22 protein-coding genes, 1 riboswitch and 1 other annotated feature are annotated in these 21,806 nt (G+C 44.3%); of the genes, 6 read left to right on the top strand and 16 right to left on the bottom strand.

The genetic code is table 11. From position 1 onward, the window contains the following. Nucleotides 1-20: 20 nt before the first annotated feature. Complete coding sequence (locus R7Q39_RS03475; RefSeq protein WP_318075781.1) at nucleotides 21-536, top strand: YchJ family protein; 516 nt, start codon at nucleotides 21-23, stop codon at nucleotides 534-536. A gap of 283 nt (nucleotides 537-819) precedes the next feature. On the opposite strand, the gene hisIE is transcribed toward R7Q39_RS03475, so the two are convergent. The 8 genes from hisIE to hisG form a co-directional block, all read right to left on the bottom strand. Then, the gene (hisIE, locus tag R7Q39_RS03470) at nucleotides 820-1,455 is read right to left on the bottom strand and encodes a bifunctional phosphoribosyl-AMP cyclohydrolase/phosphoribosyl-ATP diphosphatase HisIE (protein WP_005450749.1); all 636 of its coding nucleotides are present in this window, start codon (nucleotides 1,453-1,455) and stop codon (nucleotides 820-822) included. Next, nucleotides 1,452-2,225: an imidazole glycerol phosphate synthase subunit HisF gene (hisF, locus tag R7Q39_RS03465; protein ID WP_318075780.1), complete on the bottom strand. Its 774-nt coding sequence runs from the start codon at nucleotides 2,223-2,225 to the stop codon at nucleotides 1,452-1,454. The genes hisIE and hisF overlap by 4 nt, the downstream gene beginning before the upstream one ends. Beyond that, complete coding sequence (gene hisA, locus R7Q39_RS03460; RefSeq protein WP_318075779.1) at nucleotides 2,207-2,944, bottom strand: 1-(5-phosphoribosyl)-5-[(5-phosphoribosylamino)methylideneamino]imidazole-4-carboxamide isomerase; 738 nt, start codon at nucleotides 2,942-2,944, stop codon at nucleotides 2,207-2,209. Before hisA ends, hisF begins: the two co-directional genes overlap by 19 nt. Before the next feature lie 12 nt (nucleotides 2,945-2,956). Next, nucleotides 2,957-3,571: an imidazole glycerol phosphate synthase subunit HisH gene (hisH, locus tag R7Q39_RS03455; protein ID WP_054866519.1), complete on the bottom strand. Its 615-nt coding sequence runs from the start codon at nucleotides 3,569-3,571 to the stop codon at nucleotides 2,957-2,959. 26 nt (nucleotides 3,572-3,597) lie between these two features. Then, nucleotides 3,598-4,671, bottom strand: a complete 1,074-nt coding sequence (gene hisB / locus R7Q39_RS03450) for a bifunctional histidinol-phosphatase/imidazoleglycerol-phosphate dehydratase HisB (RefSeq protein ID WP_005389832.1) — start codon at nucleotides 4,669-4,671, stop codon at nucleotides 3,598-3,600. Nucleotides 4,672-4,740: 69 nt separating this feature from the next. Then, nucleotides 4,741-5,781: a histidinol-phosphate transaminase gene (gene hisC, locus R7Q39_RS03445; protein ID WP_054575133.1), complete on the bottom strand. Its 1,041-nt coding sequence runs from the start codon at nucleotides 5,779-5,781 to the stop codon at nucleotides 4,741-4,743. Nucleotides 5,782-5,793: 12 nt separating this feature from the next. Continuing rightward, complete coding sequence (hisD, locus tag R7Q39_RS03440) at nucleotides 5,794-7,092, bottom strand: histidinol dehydrogenase (RefSeq protein WP_054575132.1); 1,299 nt, start codon at nucleotides 7,090-7,092, stop codon at nucleotides 5,794-5,796. A 5-nt stretch (nucleotides 7,093-7,097) separates the two neighbouring features. Then, nucleotides 7,098-7,994 carry an ATP phosphoribosyltransferase gene (gene hisG, locus R7Q39_RS03435; RefSeq protein ID WP_005378180.1) on the bottom strand — a complete coding sequence of 299 codons (897 nt, stop codon included), beginning with the start codon at nucleotides 7,992-7,994 and terminating at the stop codon, nucleotides 7,098-7,100. Between the two features lie 53 nt (nucleotides 7,995-8,047). Further along, nucleotides 8,048-8,185 (bottom strand) — a sequence feature (His leader region). 369 nt (nucleotides 8,186-8,554) lie between these two features. Here hisG and R7Q39_RS03430 point away from each other — a divergent pair. Beyond that, nucleotides 8,555-9,508 (top strand): sigma-54 interaction domain-containing protein, encoded by a 954-nt coding sequence (locus tag R7Q39_RS03430; protein WP_005388056.1) that lies wholly within the window; start codon nucleotides 8,555-8,557, stop codon nucleotides 9,506-9,508. A gap of 323 nt (nucleotides 9,509-9,831) precedes the next feature. On the opposite strand, the gene tet(35) is transcribed toward R7Q39_RS03430, so the two are convergent. Further along, nucleotides 9,832-11,433 carry a tetracycline efflux Na+/H+ antiporter family transporter Tet(35) gene (tet(35), locus tag R7Q39_RS03425; RefSeq protein ID WP_005378182.1) on the bottom strand — a complete coding sequence of 534 codons (1,602 nt, stop codon included), beginning with the start codon at nucleotides 11,431-11,433 and terminating at the stop codon, nucleotides 9,832-9,834. Nucleotides 11,434-11,542: 109 nt separating this feature from the next. After that, a riboswitch (Lysine riboswitch) is annotated at nucleotides 11,543-11,725 on the bottom strand. Between the two features lie 582 nt (nucleotides 11,726-12,307). Here tet(35) and R7Q39_RS03420 point away from each other — a divergent pair. Further along, nucleotides 12,308-12,715, top strand: coding sequence for an H-NS family nucleoid-associated regulatory protein (locus R7Q39_RS03420; protein ID WP_005378185.1), 408 nt, complete (start codon nucleotides 12,308-12,310; stop codon nucleotides 12,713-12,715). Nucleotides 12,716-12,842: 127 nt separating this feature from the next. On the opposite strand, the gene R7Q39_RS03415 is transcribed toward R7Q39_RS03420, so the two are convergent. Together R7Q39_RS03415 and R7Q39_RS03410 are read right to left on the bottom strand one after the other, a co-directional pair. Further along, nucleotides 12,843-14,147, bottom strand: a complete 1,305-nt coding sequence (locus R7Q39_RS03415; protein WP_262590665.1) for an inosine/guanosine kinase — start codon at nucleotides 14,145-14,147, stop codon at nucleotides 12,843-12,845. 117 nt (nucleotides 14,148-14,264) lie between these two features. Further along, nucleotides 14,265-14,534 carry a hypothetical protein gene (locus R7Q39_RS03410; protein WP_005378190.1) on the bottom strand — a complete coding sequence of 90 codons (270 nt, stop codon included), beginning with the start codon at nucleotides 14,532-14,534 and terminating at the stop codon, nucleotides 14,265-14,267. Nucleotides 14,535-14,722: 188 nt separating this feature from the next. Here R7Q39_RS03410 and mnmA point away from each other — a divergent pair, with 188 nt between their 5' ends. The 3 genes from mnmA (at nucleotide 14,723) to purB (ending at nucleotide 17,999) form a co-directional block, all read left to right on the top strand. Beyond that, nucleotides 14,723-15,847, top strand: coding sequence for a tRNA 2-thiouridine(34) synthase MnmA (gene mnmA / locus R7Q39_RS03405; RefSeq protein WP_005378192.1), 1,125 nt, complete (start codon nucleotides 14,723-14,725; stop codon nucleotides 15,845-15,847). 10 nt (nucleotides 15,848-15,857) lie between these two features. Beyond that, the gene (gene hflD / locus R7Q39_RS03400; protein WP_005378194.1) at nucleotides 15,858-16,475 is read left to right on the top strand and encodes a high frequency lysogenization protein HflD; all 618 of its coding nucleotides are present in this window, start codon (nucleotides 15,858-15,860) and stop codon (nucleotides 16,473-16,475) included. A 153-nt stretch (nucleotides 16,476-16,628) separates the two neighbouring features. Beyond that, a complete protein-coding gene (gene purB, locus R7Q39_RS03395; RefSeq protein ID WP_213968598.1) occupies nucleotides 16,629-17,999 on the top strand; it encodes an adenylosuccinate lyase in 1,371 nt (456 codons plus the stop codon). A 133-nt stretch (nucleotides 18,000-18,132) separates the two neighbouring features. Here purB and R7Q39_RS03390 read toward each other — a convergent pair whose 3' ends face one another. The 5 genes from R7Q39_RS03390 to R7Q39_RS03370 are packed head-to-tail and all read right to left on the bottom strand — an operon-like array spanning nucleotide 18,133 to nucleotide 21,806. Continuing rightward, nucleotides 18,133-18,666, bottom strand: coding sequence for a DUF3833 domain-containing protein (locus tag R7Q39_RS03390; protein ID WP_005378200.1), 534 nt, complete (start codon nucleotides 18,664-18,666; stop codon nucleotides 18,133-18,135). After that, on the bottom strand, nucleotides 18,666-19,259 hold the full coding sequence (locus R7Q39_RS03385) for a chalcone isomerase family protein (RefSeq protein WP_237305988.1): 594 nt from the start codon (nucleotides 19,257-19,259) through the stop codon (nucleotides 18,666-18,668). Before R7Q39_RS03385 ends, R7Q39_RS03390 begins: the two co-directional genes overlap by 1 nt. After that, entirely contained in the window at nucleotides 19,219-19,731 is a 513-nt protein-coding gene (locus R7Q39_RS03380; RefSeq protein ID WP_237305989.1) for a DUF2878 domain-containing protein, read from the bottom strand. Before R7Q39_RS03380 ends, R7Q39_RS03385 begins: the two co-directional genes overlap by 41 nt. Before the next feature lie 6 nt (nucleotides 19,732-19,737). Continuing rightward, entirely contained in the window at nucleotides 19,738-20,994 is a 1,257-nt protein-coding gene (locus tag R7Q39_RS03375; RefSeq protein WP_237305990.1) for an SAM-dependent methyltransferase, read from the bottom strand. Then, on the bottom strand, nucleotides 20,988-21,806 hold the full coding sequence (locus R7Q39_RS03370) for a DUF1365 domain-containing protein (RefSeq protein WP_237305991.1): 819 nt from the start codon (nucleotides 21,804-21,806) through the stop codon (nucleotides 20,988-20,990). The genes R7Q39_RS03375 and R7Q39_RS03370 overlap by 7 nt, the downstream gene beginning before the upstream one ends.

Raw genomic sequence — 21,806 nt, 5'->3', positions numbered from 1 at the left:
ATTAATCGAGATTTCATTTTATGGCTTCTTCTTGCCCTTGCGGATCTAACCGCACCTACCAACAGTGTTGTGAAATTGCCCACAACAACCATGCTGACGTCACCACTCCGGAGCAGCTAATGCGCTCTCGTTACAGCGCGCATGTGTTAGGTCTAGTCGATTACGTGGTGAACACGTACCACCCAAGCTGTAATGCAGAAGAGCAACGTGAAGGCATTGCCCAATCTATCGACAGCGATTGGTGCAAACTTGAAGTTGTAAAAACAGAAGCTGGCAGTAATGACAATGAAGGCTTTGTCGAATTTAGCGCTTATTTTGATGAAGACGGCAAGCGCTACTGTATGACAGAGCGTTCTCGCTTTGTAAAAGAAAATGGGCTTTGGTACTACATTGACGGCACATTTCCTGAAGAAGAGCCACAAGAAGAGCCAGAACAAGATCCACGCTTAAACCAGCCAGTAAGTAGCCTAAAAGTAGGTCGCAACGACCCGTGTATCTGTGGAAGCGGTAAAAAGTTTAAAAAGTGTTGTGGGTAGGCATCCCATCAACTCCTAGCTTATTGAGCTCTCTTTAATGAGATTCCTGATCTCGCCTAGGTTCGTTGGAGTGACGTGAATATATGTACCTATTTGAAGTAAATAACTCTACTGCAAGTACCATTAGAAAATATACCGTCATTCTGAACAGCGAGGAACGAGTGTGATTCAGAGTCTAATCGCTACTAGCACTGTTGCCGGGTTTTCCCCCGAATCAAGAACACTAAAGTAAAAAAGCCCCTAGGCTCGAGAGCATAGGGACTTTCACTTATCTATCGCAAGCTTACTTATGACGCTCTTTCAGTTTGTTCACTACGTCATTCATCGATAAGCCTTGGTCTTGAAGCAATACCAGCAAGTGGTAAATCAAGTCTGCTGATTCACACACTAACTCCGCCTTATCGCCCGACGTCGCCGCAAGCGCGACTTCAACGCCTTCTTCGCCCACTTTTTGCGAAATACGCTTGGTGCCACGGGCATAAAGACTGGCAGTATAAGAGGAATCTGGGTCGGCACTCTTGCGGGCAGCCAATAGCTGCTCAAGTTGATGAAGCCACACCATTTGTGACTCCTCTTGAGGGTCCACATCCCAGCAAGTTGTGTTACCCAAGTGACACGTAGGACCAATGGGATTCACTTTCACCAGTAACGTGTCGTTGTCACAATCGAGCTGAATGTTCACCAATTGCAATACGTTGCCAGAGGTCTCCCCCTTCGTCCAAAGACGTTGCTTGGTACGAGAGAAGAACGTCACTTGACCTGTTTCACCCGTTTTTGCCAACGCATCTTGGTTCATGTAACCCATCATCAGCACTTGGCTTGATTGGAAATCTTGTACGATGGCAGGTACCAGACCATCCACCTTTTCCCAGTTGATTCGCTCAGCTAGCGAACTTACTTCGGCGGCTTTCACACTCATAGTCGTACCTCAATGCCTTGTTGTTTCAAATACTGCTTTAGTTCACCAATATTGATGACTTGCTTGTGGAATACCGATGCGGCAAGCGCCCCATCCACATTTGCTTTTTGGCAGGCTTCTGCGAAGTGCTCCATGGCACCTGCACCACCCGATGCAATCAATGGCACGTTACACACTTCACGCACCATATTAAGTTGTTCAATATCGTAGCCGTTACGGACGCCGTCTTGGTTCATCATGTTCAGTACGATTTCACCAGCGCCGCGTTTTTGTACTTCTTGCACCCAATCACGCGTTTCCCATTGGGTTGCTTTGGTGCGTTCTTCATCACCAGTAAACTGGTAAACCTGATACTTGCCGGTCTCTTTGTCGTAGTATGAATCGATACCAACGACGATACATTGCACACCAAACTTATCAGCAAGGTCAGTAATCAACTGCGGGTTCGCCAACGCAGGTGAGTTGATAGACACTTTGTCTGCACCAAACTCAAGAATGCGCGCTGCATCTTCCGCTGATTTAATACCACCAGCCACACAGAAAGGAATATCAATCACTTCAGCAACGCGAGCGACCCAACTTTTATCGACGACACGACCATCACTTGAAGCGGTAATATCGTAGAACACAAGCTCGTCAGCGCCCTCTTCTGCATAACGCTGTGCCAGAGGAACGATGTCGCCAATGATTTCGTGGTTACGGAACTGAACGCCCTTCACAACTTGTCCATCACGAACATCAAGACATGGAATTATTCGCTTTGCCAGCATGCAAACGCCTCCTCTGCTGTGAATTTACCATCTAACAGCGCACGACCAACAATCACACCAGCCACACCGCTGCCATTTAGCGCTTCGATATCTGCTAATGAGCCAATGCCACCTGAAGATTGAAACTGCACTTGTGGGTACTGCTTGCATAGGTCAACGTAAAGCTCTACGTTTGAGCCTTCTAGCGTACCGTCACGAGAAATGTCCGTACAAAGCACGTGCTGCAAACCTACCGTTAGGTAATCGTTGATCAGAGCTTCGATAGTCACGCCTGAGTCTTCTTGCCAACCAGAGATCGCCACTTTACGCGTGCCGTCTTGATCGATGTTGATGTCTAGCGCGAGAACGATTTTCTCTGCGCCGTATTTTTCCATCCAACCTTTCACAAGCTCTGGCTGTTTTACTGCTGTAGAACCAACAACAACACGCTGAGCACCAGCTTCTAGCAGGTCAATCACGTCTTGCTCTGTACGTACGCCGCCACCGATTTGGATGTTCGCTGGCGTGCTTGCTAGTAGCTTTGCAATCAAATCAAGCTGGCGTGCTGTCGTGTCTTTCGCGCCAGTTAAATCCACCAAGTGCAGCCAGTTAGCACCCGCTTGGTGGTACAAGTTGAACTGCTCTGCTGGATCGACTTTATACTCAGTTACTTGGCCGTAATCACCTTGATAAAGGCGAACCACCTGTCCTTCAATTAAATCAAGAGCTGGAATAATCACACTAAATCCCTTTTATAATTCTAAGAAGTTTTGAATAAGCTTCGCGCCCGCTTTTGAAGAACGCTCAGGGTGGAATTGCACGCCGTAATAGTTACCGCTTTGTACTGCTGCTGTGAACGGGTTGCCGTATTCACATTCCGCAATCGTGTAATCCCCAACTGGCATTGCAAAGCTGTGTACAAAGTAGAAGTACTCACCTTCTTCAATGCCTTTGAACAATGGGTTACCTGCTTTTGCAGACACTGTGTTCCACCCCATATGCGGCAGCGGTAAATCGCCGATTTGTAGCAACTTCACTTCGCCATCACAAAGTCCAAGACACTCAACCAACTCGTCGGCTTTCTGCCCTTTCTCTTGAGACACTTTGCCCAATAGTTGCATGCCTAAACAGATACCTAGCAAAGGCTTTTCTACCTGTTTTACCAAGCTGATAAGATCGCGCTCTTCTAGGTTCTTCATCGCTTCACTGGCAGTCCCCACTCCCGGTAGAAATAGCTTGTCAGCTGCCAATACAACTTGTGGATCTTTTGAAATAGTTACGTCATAACCTAGGCGTTCGATGGCAAACTTCACCGAAGAAACGTTGGCACAGCCAGTATCGATAATGACAACTTTCTGTTCTGTCACTGTTTTTCTCCTTGCTAACGTGAGCCTTAAAGCACGCCTTTACTACTTGGTAGCTCAGTGCCTTCTACTTTGATTGCTTGACGTAAAGTACGACCAAACGCTTTAAACAAGCTTTCAATGATGTGGTGATCATTGTTGCCCGCTGAAGACAGGTGCAGCGTACACGCTAGGGTGTCAGTCAGAGAACGGAAGAAGTGAACCACCATCTCTGTTGAAAGATCACCCACTTGCTCACGACTGAATTGCGCGTCGAACTTAAGGTAAGGACGACCTGATAGGTCTAGTGCGCATTGTGCCAAACACTCATCCATTGGCAGGCTAAAGCCAAAGCGACCAATACCACGCTTGTCACCCAGTGCTTCTTTCAACGCTTGACCCAACGCAAGAGCGGTATCTTCTACCGTGTGGTGATCATCAATGTGCAGGTCACCTTCCACTTTGCACACCATCTGGAACCCGCCGTGCGTCGCGATTTGATCCAGCATGTGGTCAAAAAAGCCAAGACCTGTGGAAATATCGTTACCGCCTTGCTCGTCAAGATTAACGAATACTTTGATGTCCGTTTCTTTTGTGGTGCGAACCACTTCAGCAACGCGTGCCTTCACCGTGAGATCTTTCAGGATCTGTTTCCAACCCATGGTTTCTGGGTTGTATTGAATGCCACGAATTGCCATGTTTTCTGCAAGTTGAAGATCAGTTTGACGATCGCCAATCACAACAGAATTTTGGAAATCCACTTTGCCACCTTGAAGGTACTCTTTTACCAAGCCCAATTTAGGCTTACGGCAAGAGCAGTTATCTTCATCAAAGTGAGGACAAATCAGCACATCATCAAACTTCACACCTTGAGATTCAAAGATCTCCATCATCATGTTGTGTGGTGCATCAAAATCAGCTTGTGGGTAGCTGTCGGTACCCAAACCATCTTGGTTCGTGACCATCACTAGACGGTATCCTGCATCCTGCAACGACAGCAGGCTTGGGATAACAAATGGTTCTAGTTTTAGCTTATCTAAACGGTCTACTTGAAAATCAATCGGCGGCTCAACAATTAAGGTGCCATCACGGTCGATAAAAAGGATTTTTTGTTGTTTGCTCACTCGAACTTCCTTATTGATATTCTTTTGGCGCTCCCGCTATTGAGCGAGAGCGATAAATTCTGTCTCTATTTATGCGTAGTAGTTTCTGATAAATCCAAGCGTTTTTTCGCACTCGTCACGGTTACCCACACTGATACGCACACAGTTTTCAATTGGCGAGTTACGCAAAATAATGCCCGTATCCCAAGCCGCTTTGAAAAGGTCATCGCCATCTGGGAATTTCACCAATAGGTAGTTCCCCCACCCTTCAAACACTTCCAAACCCGGAATCATTGAAAGGCCAACTTGCAAGTAAGCACGGTTTGCATTCAAATCGAGAACTTGAAACTTCGCTCGTGCTAAACCAGCTTCCGAAAGCGCCTGAGTCGCAATTTCTGCCACTGGAACTGGGACTGGGTAAGGTGCGATAACTTTAAGAAGTACATTAATAAGCTCTTCGTTCGCAAGCGTAAATCCACAACGCAGACCTGCAAGCGCAAAAGCTTTCGACAGAGTACGCAGAATCGCAAGATTCGAGTATTGCGCCAGTAGGTCTACCGTTGACGCTTCTGGACAAAAATCGATGTACGCTTCATCCATCACCACGATTGCACGGTCTTTTGTCATCTCAAGCAGAGACACAATGTCCTCACGCTTAACCAAGTTACCCGTTGGGTTGTTTGGCGAACATACAAAAACCAGTTTCACGTTATCCAGATTAGCTTCGATGCCTGCAAGGTCTAGTTGCCAATCTGACGTTAGCGGCACGGTTTTGCGCTCTACACCGATGGTTTCTGCACTGATGGCGTACATACCGTAAGTTGGTGGGCAGTAAAGAATCGCATCTTCACCCGGCTCACAGAATGCACGAATTAATAACTCAATACCTTCGTCTGCGCCGCGAGAAGTCAGTGTTTGTTCTGGTTTAACACCCGCATACGCTGCGTAAGCGGAAATCAGTTCTTTCGGTTGGCATTCGCTGTAACGATTAAGACGAGCAAAGTCTGTTTTGTATTCATTGTTAAATGGTGATTCGTTGGCATTTAGCCATACGTCACCCGTACCACCGATTCGGCGAGCCGACATATAAGGGGTAAGCTGTTGGACTTGCTTACGCGCTAGCTTTTCCATCTCATTACTCTCTTATTCTTTCTTACTTGCTAATTTTTCTACGCGGATAGTAACAGCACGTTTGTGAGCGTCCAGACCTTCTGCTTCAGCCATCGTGACTACCGTTGGTGCAAGGTTCTTTAAACCATCAGCAGAAAGCTCCTGAACCGTCATTCGTTTAGAGAAATCCGCCAAACCTAAGCTTGAATAAGTACGTGTGTAACCATAAGTAGGAAGGACGTGGTTAGTCCCCGATGCGTAATCTCCCGCAGATTCAGGCGACCAATCCCCAAGGAAGATAGAGCCTGCATTATCAAGTAGAGGTAGAAGCTCACGAGGGTTCTTAGTCTGAACAATCAAGTGCTCAGGACCGTAGTAATTGGAAATAGAAACTGACTGCGTCATCGACTCGGAAATAATGATCAAGCTTGATGCCAGAGCCTTTTCTGCGATGTCTGCACGAGATAGCTCCTTAAGCTGACGTTGAACCGCATCCGTCACTTGATCAGCAATCACAGGAGAAGGAGTCACCAATACCACTTGAGAATCAGGACCGTGTTCTGCTTGGCTCAAAAGATCCGCAGCGATAAAGTCTGCATCTGCGGTTTCATCTGCAATCACTAACACTTCTGATGGCCCTGCTGGCATATCAATCGCAGCACCGCGGAAATCATTGCTAACCTGTCGTTTTGCTTCGGTCACGTAAGCGTTGCCCGGACCAAAGATCTTATCTACTTTCGATACAGTCTCGGTGCCATAAGCCATTGCAGCAACTGCTTGGCCACCACCGACGTTGTACACTTCATCAATGCCACACAGTTTCGCGACATAAAGGATCTCATCTGCGATTGGCGGTGGAGAACAAAGAACGACTTTACGACAACCTGCAATTTTTGCAGGAACGCCGAGCATCAAAACAGTCGATGGCAAAGGCGCACTGCCACCAGGAATGTACAAACCCACTTTTTGAATTGGGCGTGTTACTTGTTCACAAAGGACACCTGGCTGCGTTTCCACCTTGATCGGTTGCGGCTTTTGCGCTTTGTGGAACTTAGAAATATTGGCGTAAGCTTGCTCTAGTGCGCTCTTCATTGACTCTGACAAACGCTCTGACGCTGCCTTAATTTCCTGAGAAGAAACACGAATGGATTCAGGCTTAACACGGTCAAACTTTTCGGTCAGCTCAATAAGAGCAGAGTCACCTTCTTCTCGAACTTTAGCAATAACTTCGGCCACAGCAGTGGTGATATTGGCACCTTCTGCAATAGCAGGGCGCTCCAAAATAGAGTCTTGCTGATTCTCACTTAATGATTGCCAAACGACTGTTCTCATGATGCTTACTCCATCATTTTTTCAATTGGTAGAACGAGAATTGAACTTGCGCCCAACTCTTTCAGCTGTTCCATTGTTTCCCAGAACAGGTTTTCAGAACTCACTAAGTGAACAGCCATTTTCTGCTTATCTGCAGAAAGAGGAAGAACAGTTGGGTCTTCAGCACCTGGCAGTAGTGCTTTAATTTGATCTAACTTCTCTGCTGGGGCGTGAAGCATAATGTACTTAGATTCTTTTGCTTGTTGTACGCCTTGCATGCGAGTTAACAGCTTTTCGATTAGCGCCACTTTGTCTGCGTCGAACTCACCTGTGCGTTGAATCAATGTCGCTTTTGATTTGAAGATAATTTCAGCTTCTTTAAGGCCGTTCGCTTCCAGTGTTGCACCTGTAGAAACCAAATCAGCGATAGCATCAGCGAGACCCGCGCGAGGCGCAACTTCTACAGAGCCTGTCAGCATACATGTAGAGAATGGAACGCCGGCTTCATCCATGTACGCTTTTAGAAGTTGAGGATACGTTGTAGCAATACGCTTGCCAGCTAAGTCTTGTGGACCGTTGTACTCTTCGTCCTTGTCGATTGCGATAGATAAACGACAGCCACCAAAATCAAGTCGACGAAGCTGAACAAACTCGCAGGGTTCACCTAATGCTTTGCGGTCAAGGCGAACTTCTTCTAGTTCATTTTCGCCAATAAAGCCAAGGTCAACCACGCCATCCATAATTAAACCTGGGATGTCGTCATCACGAACCAAGAGTAAATCAATTGGCATATTTTCAGAATGGACAACTAAACGCTCGCCCATTACGTTGAACTTTACGCCGCACTGTTTTAGTAGAGCTTGACTCTCTTTGCTAAGACGACCTTTTTTCTGAATTGCGATTCTTAAACGTTGTGTTTGCATTGCTTTGTCCCTATGCAAGATTTTGATATCTAAGTATTTTTCAAACTAATAAAACTAAAAAACCCTCGGGAGATTGAAGTCTCCCGAGGGTTTAAAATCTGCTTTTACTTTGATTTTACCTCCGGGAGTTTCCTGCCTCCCGGGTATGCGTACATCGCCCGAAAGACTAGATTGGGTGATGATGGTGATGAATGTTCATTACAAAATTACGCATACTTATTTAAGGCTCTTTTTGAGTTGCTTTGTTAGTAACCACACTAACTAAGGATTCTATATTTTTCAATACTCAATTGAATATTTTCTAAATATTTTTCACAAGACATTGATTTAAATGAAATTAAATTCTTTTCCATATTGAATACTCTGGTAGAAAGAGCACCTCCAATCAGCTCTACTCTGACGAAGAAAGCGAAGAATAGTATGAATATTCACCAAAACAACTATTTAGACCGTACCCAACCCATTAATTGACACTTTTCTCAATAAAGAGACAGCAACTCACGTTTGAGACAAGTCATTCAAAACTATTATTAGAGCGGGGCAAAAAATAGTGATTAACAATGAAACTGCGTAACGGTAGTAATAAACAAGCTGTAGATTTCGACGATACGGCACTATACCCGTTGATCGGCAATAGTGCCTGTATCCAAGAACTTCGTACTGCAATACAAAAGTACGCTCAATGTGATGCTGAAGTCCTCATTCAGGGTGAAACTGGTGTTGGGAAAGGTCTTTGCGCTCGCCTTATTCATCAATTGTCGAACAGACACTCAGCACCTTTTGTGGAAGTCAACTGTGGAGCCATTCCGAGTGGTCTTATTGCATCCGAGCTTTTCGGCCATGAAAAAGGAGCATTTACAGGCGCAATCTCAGAGCGTATAGGTTTTATTCAAAAGGCACATAAAGGCACCCTATTTCTTGATGAAATTGGTGACATGCCACCAGACCTACAAATCCACCTCCTTCACTTTTTGGAGAGTAAACAAATCCATAAAGTCGGAGCGGATAAATTCATTGACGTGGACTGTAGGGTCATTGCAGCAAGCCACGTGGATTTGAAAAATGAGGTCGTACAAGGAGGATTTCGTGAAGATCTATTCTATCGGCTTAATATATTGCCATTAACTATCCCTCCACTGAGAAAGCGTGGAAAAGACATTATTATTTTATCTGAACACTTCCTAGCAGATCTGTCTCATGGTCAGGTACAAAAAATGTCTGATAAGGTAAAAGCCAAACTCCTCAAACATCGTTGGCCAGGCAACGTAAGAGAACTGCGTAATGTCATCCAACGAGCAATTGTGATGTGTGAAGATCACACGCTTCTCGTCGCTGACTTGGGCCTTGATAACAATGAGAGGCAATTGCTCCCTTCTGTGGACCAAATTGATCTCGACTACCTACTGCAAGCTATCGAAGAAAATAAACACAATATGAGTGCGGCTGCACGTCACCTCGGCATTTCAAGAACAACGCTTTATCGATTAATAAAGAAATACAACTTAAATGTTTAAATACTGTATAGGTGTAACGTAACACTGTGTAACAGGTAACTCTTTAGATATCATTTAGTTAACTCTGCATCGCAACCATGCGGATTTTTCTGTATTAAAAATCAAAAGCTTAAAATGGGCATAGTCTTTGCTTAGAACTAAGAAGAAGATGGATTGCTTTTCCATTACAGCCCATCAAGGAGAGCTCGGTACACAAACAATTCGCTCTTAACACGAGACTTTTATCCCCAAAAACGCGATTGCCCCCCTCACCTAAGTCGCGTTAAAAAAAGCTCCGCTAAATTAGCGGAGCTTCCCTCTGTAACGAATCTATTCAAAACAACTTACGCACTCTGGCAAGACGCTATTTTAGACTTTGAAAGCCATGACAAAATAGCGCAAACGATAACGAATGTTATCGACGCTGCAATGAACGAGAACGCAATTGAAGCAGTCATACCAAGGGCAATAAAGCCGACGCATGAAACAAGCGCGACTGATAATGCATAAGGTAGCTGTGTTGATACGTGATCAATGTGGTTACAACGTGCACCCGTCGATGACAGGATAGTCGTATCTGAGATTGGTGAACAATGGTCACCGAATACCGCACCAGCTAAAACCGCACTCAGCATCGGTAGCATTAGCGCTACGTCTGTTGCGCCAGCCATGTCTCCAGCGATTGGAAGCATGATGCCGAACGTACCCCATGAAGTACCTGTTGAGAACGCCATTAGGCCAGACAACAAGAATAGGATAACTGGGAGCCAATGAGGGTTGATATTGCCCTGCGCCATTGTCGAAAGGTAAGTACCTGTCTTCATATCACCGATAACAGAACCAATGGTCCAGGCAAATACTAAGATTAGAATCGCACCAAACATAGACTTAGCACCAATCCAAAGTGTACGTGCGATCTCAGCCATTGGTAGACCTTGCTTCACAACAGTAAACAGTGCAACTGCTAAGCCAAGCAAGCTACCGTAGATTAGTGATGTACCTACATCTGTATTTTCAAAAGCACCAAGAAGCGCAAACTCCTTACCATCAGCAGCCAATGCTTGGCCACCCGTGTAAAGCATTGAAGCGATAGTCGCGATAATCAGCGTCACGATAGGAAGTATCAAATCTGACACTTTACCCTTTTCACTTTCACGGATATCTAGCTCTTCGTTTAGGTCATGCGCTTCTTGCGAGTCATTTTCTTTGTCTTTATCAAAGCCACGACCTTGCGATGCAGAGATCTCATGCTCACGCATTTTACCAATATCAAGACCAAACCACGCAACAGCGAACACCATTAGCAGCGCAAAAACGGCGTAGAAGTTCATTGGAATAAGACGAACATATGCGCCAAGAGCCGAATACTCTGTGATCCCATGTGAGACTAAGATCCCGCCAATAATAGTAATAATGTAAGCACCCCAGCTAGAAGCAGGCATAATTACACACATTGGAGCAGCGGTTGAGTCTAGAATGTACGCAAGCTTAGCGCGAGACACATAAAAGCGATCGGTTACTGGGCGAGAGATCGCACCAACAGCAAGGCTATTAAAGTAATCATCGACAAAAATGAATACGCCTAAAAAGGCGGCAAGAAGTTTGGAGCCGCGTTTACTCTTCACTCGAGATTGTGCCCATTCAGCAAAAGCACGAGTACCGCCAGATAGCGTTAATAAAGCTGTTGTCATACCTAATAAGATTAGGAAACCAACAATGCTCATGTTCCAAGTGTTAATTCCGCCATCTTCAATAAAGACAGAAGAAACTTGAGAACTGACGTAACCTGCGGTGTCGCTGATAGACCAGCTATTAAGTAGCACCGCACCTAGCACGATACCTACACCCAAGGAAACTAATACACGTCGAGTCAAAATCGCCAAAGTCAAAGCGACAATAGGTGGCAATAATGAAACAGGAGAACTAGAAAAATCTATTAAATTCATGATCTTCAAAAACCAAAGTTTGGCTAGAGATCTACTGCAGACAAGTCACGTAGCATACGATACGTGCTCATGTTGAACTTAGCGACAGGGAAGCGAACACTCCACCCAACCCTACAGTAGCGCTCCATAGTTTAATGTGAATATATACTATGGCAGTGTTGTTCCTTTCAGATACAACCCCAGCAAGTAACTTTGATGAGTTACTTACTTCGGCAATCTTCGCCTTCCACTATTATTCATTGGCATCACCCCAATAATAGCTACTCTTCGAGACCGCGCCTCTACGGCAACAACAAACAATTAACCACTAACTGTACAAATTAACAACAAATTGTCTGCAATATTGCATCAGGTGGCAGCCATTGTACTTATGATGAGAGTCAATGCAACACATCAAACTAAATTAAACAAATAAATAGTGGCTGAGATAATTTATAAACCTTGCCTACTTCCATCAGTTTTGTGCAACTGAAATCACATCAATCATGTTATTTATGAAACATTATTACTACCTTAGAAATATCATGGTTTATCTTATATCAATAAATTAAGGATATATGACACACCATTAAAGATGGATGCTTCATATTTTTAAGTAATAACTCAAATTTTTTTATAAAAAACCAAGCTGTCACTCTCTCTATACAATAATGATTGTTGATTTTAGTTCTCATCTAATAATGATTTATTTCGAGTGTAATAATATTAATTGCTTTAAAAAATAGTCAAATTTAAACAAAATCTTGATTTAGCATTTGCACATAAGGAAAAGATAAAGTTAAATATAAGGACTCTTTGTTTATTTATAGATTGGCATTATTTAATCGTAACGATAAAAAGTGCCCAACACATTAACCTTTTAATAGGAATCGTTATGTCAGAGCTGACTAAAACCCTTCTAAATATCCGTAGCCTTCGTGCATTTTCTCGTGAGCTGACTCTAGAACAATTGGAAGAAGCTCTAGATAAACTCACTACTGTCGTAGATGAGCGTCGTGAAGCAGAAGAAGCAGAACGCGCAGCACAAGCAGAGCAAGAAGCTAAGCTTGCAGAGATTGCTGAGAAAATCGCTCAAGACGGTATTGACGTGGAAGCACTTATTACTGCGCTATCTGGCGAAACTAAGACGAAAGGCAAAGCGAAGCGCGCACCTCGCCCTGCTAAATACAAATACACAGATTCAAACGGTAATGAGAAAACTTGGACTGGCCAAGGTCGTACACCTTCGGCGATTCAAGAGCAACTTGATGCAGGTAAATCTCTGGATGAGTTCCTAATCTAGATCCGTGCTATTTTTAAAAGGCTCCCATAGGGAGCCTTTTTTATTTAAACCATTACAAATAAAAAAGGCACATTTCTTAATGTGCCTTTTACTTTAGTTACAGAATAGTTAATTAAACTGCTTCGTATTAACGTTCCCAGTATGCTTCTTCTAGGCTATCTTCTCGCTCAGGAAGTCCGCGCGACAATCGTGGTGAATGTTGCACGAGAACTTCGTAGCTCGCGCGGTTTGCGTATTTGCAGACTTGAGAAAAAGAAGAGTAAGTTAAATACTCGTTACTGTGCTTGCTTGAATTAGGCACATTTTCTTTATGGTATTTATTTGCTGCCATATCATGAAGAACAGCAGATAACGCGGCATCACCTGCGCCATTTGTATTCTTAATTTTTTCTGGGCCACCCATATATGGCGAGATATGCGAGTACACTTTTATTGGCTTCTCGCATGAGTCTTTTTTCGCCGGGCGACTAAATTCATAACGATTAAATTCAGCAATTGACCCAGGAAGTAATGGCAAAGAAGTTTCGCGCTTCGCGCTATCTTCCGTATACCCAGCCATAAATAGACCTACAGGACCCGCCGTGCACAATACTAGATCAGCCCACTCCAATGTTTTATCAGACGCAGCAAGTGGATCAGATTCCCCCGTCAGAGCTTCTGCTTCATCTTCATTCATCGCAACGACTGAAACGTTATCTCTAATGAATTCTTGCCAATATTTAGGGTCATCTTGAATAACAAACTTTGTGCCTAAAGTCAGAACAACAGGCACATCATTCTTTTTCGCGTACTCAATCGCTTTCATTGTTGCTTCCGGCATTGGGTCGCCGTCTTTGCAACGTACTAGATATGACGTCAGTACAAGTGCTGATGCATTTTTAAAGATTTTCTCTGGAATGCTATCAGGATGGAGTTGGTTCATTTGCCCTTCGCTGATAGCAAAAGTACGTTCACCGTCTTCTGTGATAAGAGCAAAACAACGGCCAATTGCACCATCTACACCTTGTAGGTAGTTCAAATCCATGCGGCTTGATGTATTACAAAGATAACGGTAACCGTAGCTGCCAATCCTAATATCCTGGCTCATCACTCCAAGTAGTGTGGAGCGATCATCCGCTAGCACGGAGTAGTTATGTAGCGTGTTACCAATTGTACCGCCCGCATACTCATTGGTAATCAAGTTCTCTTCTTTCAGTTGCTGGTATAACTCTTCTGCTCTTTCGTCATCGATAACCAAAGAGTGACCTTTACTCAGACTGTACTTTTCAATCACATCCGTTGTAACTTTTGCTTCAATATCAACCAAGGTTTGGTCAATACCAATGATGTGAGTGCGCGTCATCTTCTTGCTTTCTTGTGCTTGGCTCACCAGCGGGTCACGAGCATGAACAGGAAAATAGTGCTTCGATTTGCGTTGTCCAGGAAATTTCATATTGTCAGTCTGAGTAAGGGGATGAAAAGGAGAGCGGATTCTATACCGCTAATAATAAAGCAGCAATAAAAGCGATTATAGCAAACGTTTGCTGACTACTTTTTTCTTTTAGGTGGCTTATTCACCTTCCATAAAGCTGAGATCTGGTAGTTGCTCAAGGTGCTCGCTATAACGCTTTAGGTTGAACTCACCTTCATTCTTCATCACATCAAAAATCTCAATTGACATCGCACATGCCATCATCGCAACCGCATCTTCACGTGGTGTGCCAGTCATCATTAAACGCATAAGGGTTTCTTTTACTTTAAGCGGGTTGCCATCTTCGAGCTGATTTTCAACAATTTCAATCAACTCACTTTCTTGCATAAATTGGTTTTCTTCTGTCATTTGGTGTTTCCTCTTGGATTTTGGCCAACTATGCCATATATACCTCTTCTATACTTGCGAAATTACTCGTTCGAATCTTTGTTGAAGAAAAATCCAGCGAAACGAATTGTGATTTCGATCTCGGAACTGTCACCGGTCTGTGGATTCTGATAGAATCTGCATCCCGTTTATTTAAGTGGTGTTTAGTAATGTCTGATAACAGCCAAAAGAAAGTCATCGTCGGTATGTCCGGCGGCGTTGATTCATCTGTTTCCGCGTATCTTCTAAAGCAGCAAGGCTACCAAGTAGAAGGCCTTTTCATGAAGAACTGGGAAGAAGATGACAACGAAGAATATTGTACAGCGGCAGAAGATCTTGCTGACGCTCAGGCAGTATGTGACAAGCTAGGCATCCACCTACACACTATCAACTTTGCTGCCGAATACTGGGATAACGTATTTGAGTACTTCCTTGCTGAATACAAAGCTGGCCGTACTCCGAACCCTGACATTCTTTGTAACAAAGAAATCAAGTTCAAAGCATTCCTAGAATTCGCTGATGAAGTACTTGATGCTGATTACATTGCAATGGGCCACTATGTGCGTCGCTCTTTCCCAGAAAATGGTGAAAAACCACAGATGCTGCGTGGTCTAGATGGCAACAAAGATCAAAGCTACTTCCTGTACACATTAAGCAACGAGCAAATCGCACGTAGCCTATTCCCTGTTGGTGATCTAGAGAAGCCAGAAGTGCGCCGCATTGCGGAAGAACAAGATCTAATTACCGCTAAGAAGAAAGACTCTACGGGTATTTGTTTCATCGGTGAACGCAAGTTTACAGAATTCCTCGGTCGCTACCTTCCAGCTCAGCCTGGTAATATCGAGACGCCAGAAGGCGAAGTGATTGGTCAACACCAAGGCCTGATGTACCACACACTTGGTCAGCGTAAAGGTCTACACATCGGTGGCCGTAAAGGCGGCGGTGGTAACGAGGACCCATGGTTCGTTGGTGAGAAAGATCTAGAACGTAACGTTTTGATTGCTGTTCAAGGTAAAGACCATCCAATGTTGAAATCAGAAGGTCTACTTGCATCACAACTTCATTGGGTAGATCGTGAGCCAATTCGCGATGTTATGAAGTGCACAGTGAAAACTCGTTACCGTCAGGAAGATATTCCTTGTACAATCATCCCTATCGATGATGAAAACATTAAAGTTATCTTTGACGAGCCACAAATTGCTGTAACTCCAGGTCAATCAGCAGTGTTCTACAAAGGTGACGTGTGCCTAGGTGGCGGCATCATCGAGCAACGCATTAAATATTCTCAAGCTTAGGAGTCGTTACGTGGCGAATACACTTTATGACCGTACTATCGCTTTCGCTGGGATTTGCCAAGCTGTTGCTTTAGTTCAACAGGTAGCGAGAAACGGACATTGTGATCAAGATGCTTTTGAAACATCAATCAACGCTATTTTGAGCACGAACCCTGCTAACACAGTTGGCGTATTCGGTCGCGAAGCCGATCTAAAGCTCGGCCTAGAATGCTTGGTTAAAGGGATTGATAGCACACCATCAGGCAGTGAAATTACTCGTTACATTATTAGTTTAATGGCGTTAGAACGTAAGTTAAGCTCTCGTAACGATGCTATGTCTCAGCTTGGTGATCGTATTCAAATGGCCAAGCGTCAGTCAGAGCACTTTGAGCTACTAGACGATCAAATGATCAGCAATTTAGCGAGCATCTATCTGGATGTCGTTAGCCCTATTGGCCCACGCATTCAAGTAACGGGCACGCCATCTGTACTGCAGCAGACGGCAAGCCAACACAAAGTTCGTGCGCTGTTGTTATCTGGCATTCGTAGTGCAGTTCTTTGGCGTCAAGTTGGTGGTAAGCGTCGCCACCTAATCTTCGGGCGCAAGAAGATGGTAGAGCAAGCACAAATCCTTCTTGCTCGTCTGTAGTAAAATATCAAATAAGCAGCTCGCGTTTATCGCGAGCTCATTTTTTTCGACTAAAACAAATCTCGCGCAAACGTTTGCGCAATATTCGTGACAATTGCCACAGTTATTGGTATAAAGCTCACGAAATTTAGAAACCCAATTCAGGAGAACATCATGGAACTGTCAGCATTGACTGCTGTTTCACCAGTAGACGGCCGTTACGGAAGCAAGACAATTGCGTTACGCGAAATTTTCAGTGAATACGGTCTACTAAAGTACCGTACTATCGTTGAAATCCGCTGGCTACAAAAGCTTGCTGCTACTGCTGAAATTGCAGAAGTGCCAGCGTTTAGCGCAGAAGCAAACCAATTCCTAGACGACCTTGCTGCAAACTTCTCTGAAGAAGATGCACGCCGTATCAAAGAGATCGAGCGTACAACTAACCACGACGTAAAAGCGGTTGAGTACTTCCTAAAAGAGAAAGTAGCAGACGTTCCTGAACTGCACGCAGTAAACGAGTTCTTCCACTTCGCATGTACTTCTGAAGACATCAACAACACATCACACGCTCTAATGCTTAAAGAAGCGCGTGAGAACGTGATTCTTCCAGAAATCCGTAACCTAATCGACGCTATCAAAGCACTAGCAGTGGAATACCGCGACATTCCTCTTCTATCTCGTACACACGGTCAGCCTGCTTCTCCATCTACTATGGGTAAAGAAATGGCAAACGTGGCGTACCGTATGGAGCGTCAATTCAAGCAAATCGAAAACGTTGAGATCCTAGCGAAAATCAACGGTGCAGTAGGTAACTACAATGCACACCTTTCTGCTTACCCAGAGCTAGATTGGCACAAGTTCTCTGAAGAGTTCATCACAGAGTCTCTAGGCGTAACTTGGAACCCTTACACAACTCAAATCGAACCGCACGATTACATCGCTGAGCTGTTCGACGCTATCGCTCGTTTCAACACTATCCTGATTGACTTCGACCGTGACGTTTGGGGTTACATTGCACTAGGCCACTTCAAGCAAAAAACTATTGCTGGTGAGATCGGTTCTTCAACAATGCCTCACAAAGTTAACCCAATCGACTTTGAAAACTCAGAAGGTAACCTAGGTCTTGCGAACGCTGTATTCGGCCACCTAGCACAGAAACTGCCTATCTCTCGTTGGCAACGTGACCTAACTGACTCAACGGTTCTACGTAACCTTGGTGTTGGTGTTGGCTACGCTATCATCGCTTACACTTCGACACTTAAAGGCATCAGCAAGCTAGAAGTAAACCGTGAAGCGCTTCTTGCTGAACTAGACAAGAACTGGGAAGTACTAGCAGAGCCAGTACAAACGGTAATGCGTCGTTACGGCATCGAGAAGCCATACGAGAAGCTAAAAGAGCTAACTCGTGGTAAGCGTGTTGACGGCGAAGCAATGCGTAACTTCATCGACGGTCTTGATCTTCCTGAGCACGAGAAAGCACGTCTGAAAGAGATGACGCCAGCGAACTATATCGGTCAAGCAATCGAGCTGACAGATAAGCTGTAATCCTCCTGTAACGACCAGATACCTAAAAGGTTGACGCGAAAGCGTCAACCTTTTTTAGTTAGGAGAGTTAGGTCGGGAGAAAATAATTTTAGTTATATGGAATGGATTACTAATTGAAGATCAGCCCCATTTGTTATGGCTGCTTTTGGAAGAACAAGGTTATTGTTCCTACTTCCACACCAAACTTTTTTATTTTCGTTAGATTGAAAACGTGTCTGTCATCCTGACGATAAAGCCAATCATCAAAAGCAACCGTCACTGATGAATCCTCCATTTGTAGCTCAAAGTCATATTGCCACTGTAGCGCATTGCCCTGCTCTTCCCCTGTTGCTACACCTATAATATCGTCTGCCTTACCTTCATAACTACCGTCTTCTAATCTAGTAATAACCCAAATTCGCTGGTCCACCTCTCCATCATCAAACACGAAGTCTTCCACCAGCGTCAGCGTATCACCCTCTACAGTACCCACTATATCGACTTCAAAGCGACGGGTTTGCTGTTCGGTATAATCTTGCACCATCCCCCACGCCTTTATGTCGCCTTCGAAATAACCGAATACGTCAAAAGTCGGTGTAGAAGAGCGGTAATTATCAATGTCAGCGGAACATGCCGAAAGAAAAACAGCTGCCACTAAAGTCGCTGATTTAAAAATTCGTTTAAGCACTATCTAACCTGCCCTATCAATTGTTTTCGGAGTTTCGGGAATTCTGTGTTGGGTGATAACCATATAGCTAAAAATGCATCGTTCATTCGTTCGTCTTCAATGATGCCAACGTTCTTTACTTGCACGTCCCCAACCTGCTTATAAAACAGCTGACCAAATTTTCCATCTGTTAGATAAGTAAGCTCGTCACCTTTTTGAATATCAGGAAACATACGATCGAGCTCGCTGATCCAAGTTTTTCGATATGAGTCAGTAAAACCCAGTTTCGCCCACTGCTCATCCGTCACATCAAGCAGCTGTTGCTTACTGATGTCTCTCTTGTAATTAATTTCCAATGCAAGGGGATGTGGCGATACGTCATCGCTTACGATGAACTTTCCATCAGGCGCTTTTAATCTTGAGTGATAAATATCGAAGATGAACCAAGTAAGTTGGGCTTCTCCAACAGTTTTCCACCCCTTCCAATTCGCAATGTTGCTGGCAGCTTCGCTATTTCCAACAGGTTGAGCTTGCAGAGCAAAAGAACCAGTTACTATTACCAACGCAAGCAACCTAGTCAGTCTCTGAGTTAAGTCTCTCTTCAAGCTTTTCATTTCCGTACACCTTGAGTATCAAGAGCATCATGACGCACCATTCGACAAACAACATTGCCAGTGTAGCGCCAGTGCTGAATCGAAATTCAACGGCTTGGAGTTTATGGCCAGCGAAGTAGCTCGCCGTTCCTCCGAGTCCACCTACTATTGATACGTAGGTTTTTGGGAAACGGTACAAAATTGACTTAAGTTGATAGGCATACCAAGAAAACAAAACCCACAAGCATAATAACCAGACTGGCAGCCATGGGGTTGGAAAGACAAAGACCGAGAGTTGTTGATTGAGCGTATCAAGCACGAGCCCGCTCGTGACGATCACACCAATACTTTTGAGCGAAGATGCATCGCTTTTCAGACAATATAGTAGGGTTGCCAAAGTAAGGAATAACGTGACCCATTGCCATTGATAGGTTCCAAGCACCGCTGCAAACCAGCAGAGTTGGAACCATGTCGAAGCAAGAAATACCTTCATAACGAACTACGGGCGTTGAAACGTCATGTGAACTGCACTGATCGTGCGAGCCAAAAAGCCACCTTCACAGTAGCTCAAATAGTAGCGCCACATACGCACAAAGCGGTCGTCGTAGCCAAACGAGCGCACTTCATTCTCTGCTCGATTAAAACGTAGGTGCCATTCGTTCAACGTCTTGGCGTAGTCCAAACCAATATCGAACAAGTCTCGCGTCACTAAGTCACTGTACTTTGTTGTTGCTTGGGTTAGTGAGGTTACCGACGGTAAAAAACCACCCGGGAAAATGTACTTCTGGATGAAGTCGACATTGTTACTGTAGTAATCATAACGTTGGTCGGCAATCGTAATCGCTTGAATCGCCATCAAGCCACCGGACTTCAATAAAGACTCACAGACCTTAATGTACGAAGGCAGGAATTGTTTGCCCACAGCTTCAATCATTTCAATAGAAACGAGCTTGTCATAAGTGCCGGTTAGATTGCGGTAATCTTCTTTGAGTAGAGTAATTTTGTCTTCTAAGCCACGCTCTTTGATTTTTTGCTCCGCGTACGCGTGTTGCTCTTCAGATATCGTTGTTGTGGTGACCTGACAACCGTATTGTTCGGCCATGTAAATCGCCATAGCGCCCCACCCAGTGCCAATTTCAACAACATGATCAGTGGGATTCAGCTCAAGTTGCTGACATAGACGATCCATTTTGTTGATTTGAGCCTGCTCTAGAGAGTCATCCGCATGATTGTAAAGCGCCGATGAGTACAACATATTGGTGTCAAGGAACGCTTCGTATAGGTTGTTACCCAAGTCGTAATGCGCATGGATATTTTTACGTGAGTTCTCTTCAGAGTTTCTGTTTGACCAATGGCTGAACTTGTACAGTATTTTAGTCAACCAACTGCCTTGCTCTTCGAGTTTATCTAGAGCACGCATGTTAAGGGCCATCAGTTTCATTAATGAGGTTAAATCGGGGCTATCCCACCACCCATCCATATAAGCCTCACCAGCAGCAATACTGCCGCCCTGCAAGATCCGTGAATAAAAACCTGGATGTTTTACCTCTATAGTAGCGACAACAGGTTGACCTCTGTACTCCCCATTTGGCGCACTAAAACGCTCGCTTCGCTCTGTCGTTTCCGTCTTAAAACTTTCAATAACTGTTAAGCAGCCGATTTCCATTTTTTGCAGACATTGAAAAATAACTCCGCGAGCCGCTTTTTGCGTTGTCGTCAATTTACGCGGCAATGTCATAGAACTAGTATTTAACATGCAGAATTCTCCTTGTGCTTTTTATTTTTTTTGTCTGTTTTTTCAGTATCGGCTTCTATTTCTTCATGCGTTGAATATTTAGGATGAGAATAAAAAGGTGCGCCTTTCACCCAAAGTTTTAATGCGTGCCAATAAATACCAACCATTACTTTTACCGTTTGTATTGGTGTAACGATCAAACACCTCAATAAGGTTTTGCTTGAAAGTGGCTTGGCTTTCATAACCATGGTGGCATCAAAGTGTTTCTCTCCTTTGTGACATTCAAGATGAATATTCAACTTGTCTGTCAAAGGTTTAATTCTCCAGCGGTAGAGTTGGTCAATCGGGTTGAATGGTGAAACATGGAATGCTTTATCTTGTTCCCAACCAAACTTTTCTTCTTCTTTATCTGCTGACACCACGTAGTAATGTCGTTCATTCCAAGGAGTGTTACTCACCTCTGCGAGGAGATACTTCCATTCTCCTTCGGCGTTATAAACGTAGTAGAAATTAACGGGACTGAAATAAAGTCCTAGATAACGCAAGTGACAGACTGCGATTACCTTGCCGGCACAGCGAACACCTGTCAGTTCTTCAATTTTGCTGTGCACTGCCGACTTGACGCTACCTTCACCAATGTAATCACTGCGCTTGAAGCGAGCCCAATGCCACCAACGCGAACCAAAACCCCATACTTTTTTCTCTAAAGCATCGATCTCGTCTACATCGATGGCGGGCATAAATAAAGAGTAGTTCAACTCATGATTCACAGGCGTGAATCGACGGTGACGAACGTTGCCTATAAACAATCGGCTGTTCATTTGGCTATCCAT

The organism is Vibrio sp. 947, assembly GCF_033339115.1.
Lineage (GTDB): Bacteria > Pseudomonadota > Gammaproteobacteria > Enterobacterales > Vibrionaceae > Vibrio > Vibrio alginolyticus.
Note: the sequence above shows the minus strand (reverse complement) of the source record. Positions and strands in the feature narration are given on the sequence as shown.

What these genes read in the sequence shown, in the direction of transcription:
- hisD (WP_054575132.1), bottom strand. Translation starts at nt 7,092, where the DNA reads ATGAGAACAGTCGTTTGGCAATCATTAAGTGAGAATCAGCAAGACTCT.
- R7Q39_RS03420 (WP_005378185.1), top strand. Translation starts at nt 12,308, where the DNA reads ATGTCAGAGCTGACTAAAACCCTTCTAAATATCCGTAGCCTTCGTGCA.
- R7Q39_RS03410 (WP_005378190.1), bottom strand. Translation starts at nt 14,534, where the DNA reads ATGACAGAAGAAAACCAATTTATGCAAGAAAGTGAGTTGATTGAAATT.
- R7Q39_RS03375 (WP_237305990.1), bottom strand. Translation starts at nt 20,994, where the DNA reads ATGTTAAATACTAGTTCTATGACATTGCCGCGTAAATTGACGACAACG.
- R7Q39_RS03370 (WP_237305991.1), bottom strand. Translation starts at nt 21,806, where the DNA reads ATGGATAGCCAAATGAACAGCCGATTGTTTATAGGCAACGTTCGTCAC.
- R7Q39_RS03415 (WP_262590665.1), bottom strand. Translation starts at nt 14,147, where the DNA reads ATGAAATTTCCTGGACAACGCAAATCGAAGCACTATTTTCCTGTTCAT.
- hisF (WP_318075780.1), bottom strand. Translation starts at nt 2,225, where the DNA reads ATGCTGGCAAAGCGAATAATTCCATGTCTTGATGTTCGTGATGGACAA.
- R7Q39_RS03475 (WP_318075781.1), top strand. Translation starts at nt 21, where the DNA reads ATGGCTTCTTCTTGCCCTTGCGGATCTAACCGCACCTACCAACAGTGT.
- R7Q39_RS03385 (WP_237305988.1), bottom strand. Translation starts at nt 19,259, where the DNA reads ATGAAAAGCTTGAAGAGAGACTTAACTCAGAGACTGACTAGGTTGCTT.
- hisIE (WP_005450749.1), bottom strand. Translation starts at nt 1,455, where the DNA reads ATGAGTGTGAAAGCCGCCGAAGTAAGTTCGCTAGCTGAGCGAATCAAC.
- purB (WP_213968598.1), top strand. Translation starts at nt 16,629, where the DNA reads ATGGAACTGTCAGCATTGACTGCTGTTTCACCAGTAGACGGCCGTTAC.
- R7Q39_RS03380 (WP_237305989.1), bottom strand. Translation starts at nt 19,731, where the DNA reads ATGAAGGTATTTCTTGCTTCGACATGGTTCCAACTCTGCTGGTTTGCA.
- hisC (WP_054575133.1), bottom strand. Translation starts at nt 5,781, where the DNA reads ATGGAAAAGCTAGCGCGTAAGCAAGTCCAACAGCTTACCCCTTATATG.
- hisG (WP_005378180.1), bottom strand. Translation starts at nt 7,994, where the DNA reads ATGCAAACACAACGTTTAAGAATCGCAATTCAGAAAAAAGGTCGTCTT.
- mnmA (WP_005378192.1), top strand. Translation starts at nt 14,723, where the DNA reads ATGTCTGATAACAGCCAAAAGAAAGTCATCGTCGGTATGTCCGGCGGC.
- R7Q39_RS03430 (WP_005388056.1), top strand. Translation starts at nt 8,555, where the DNA reads ATGAAACTGCGTAACGGTAGTAATAAACAAGCTGTAGATTTCGACGAT.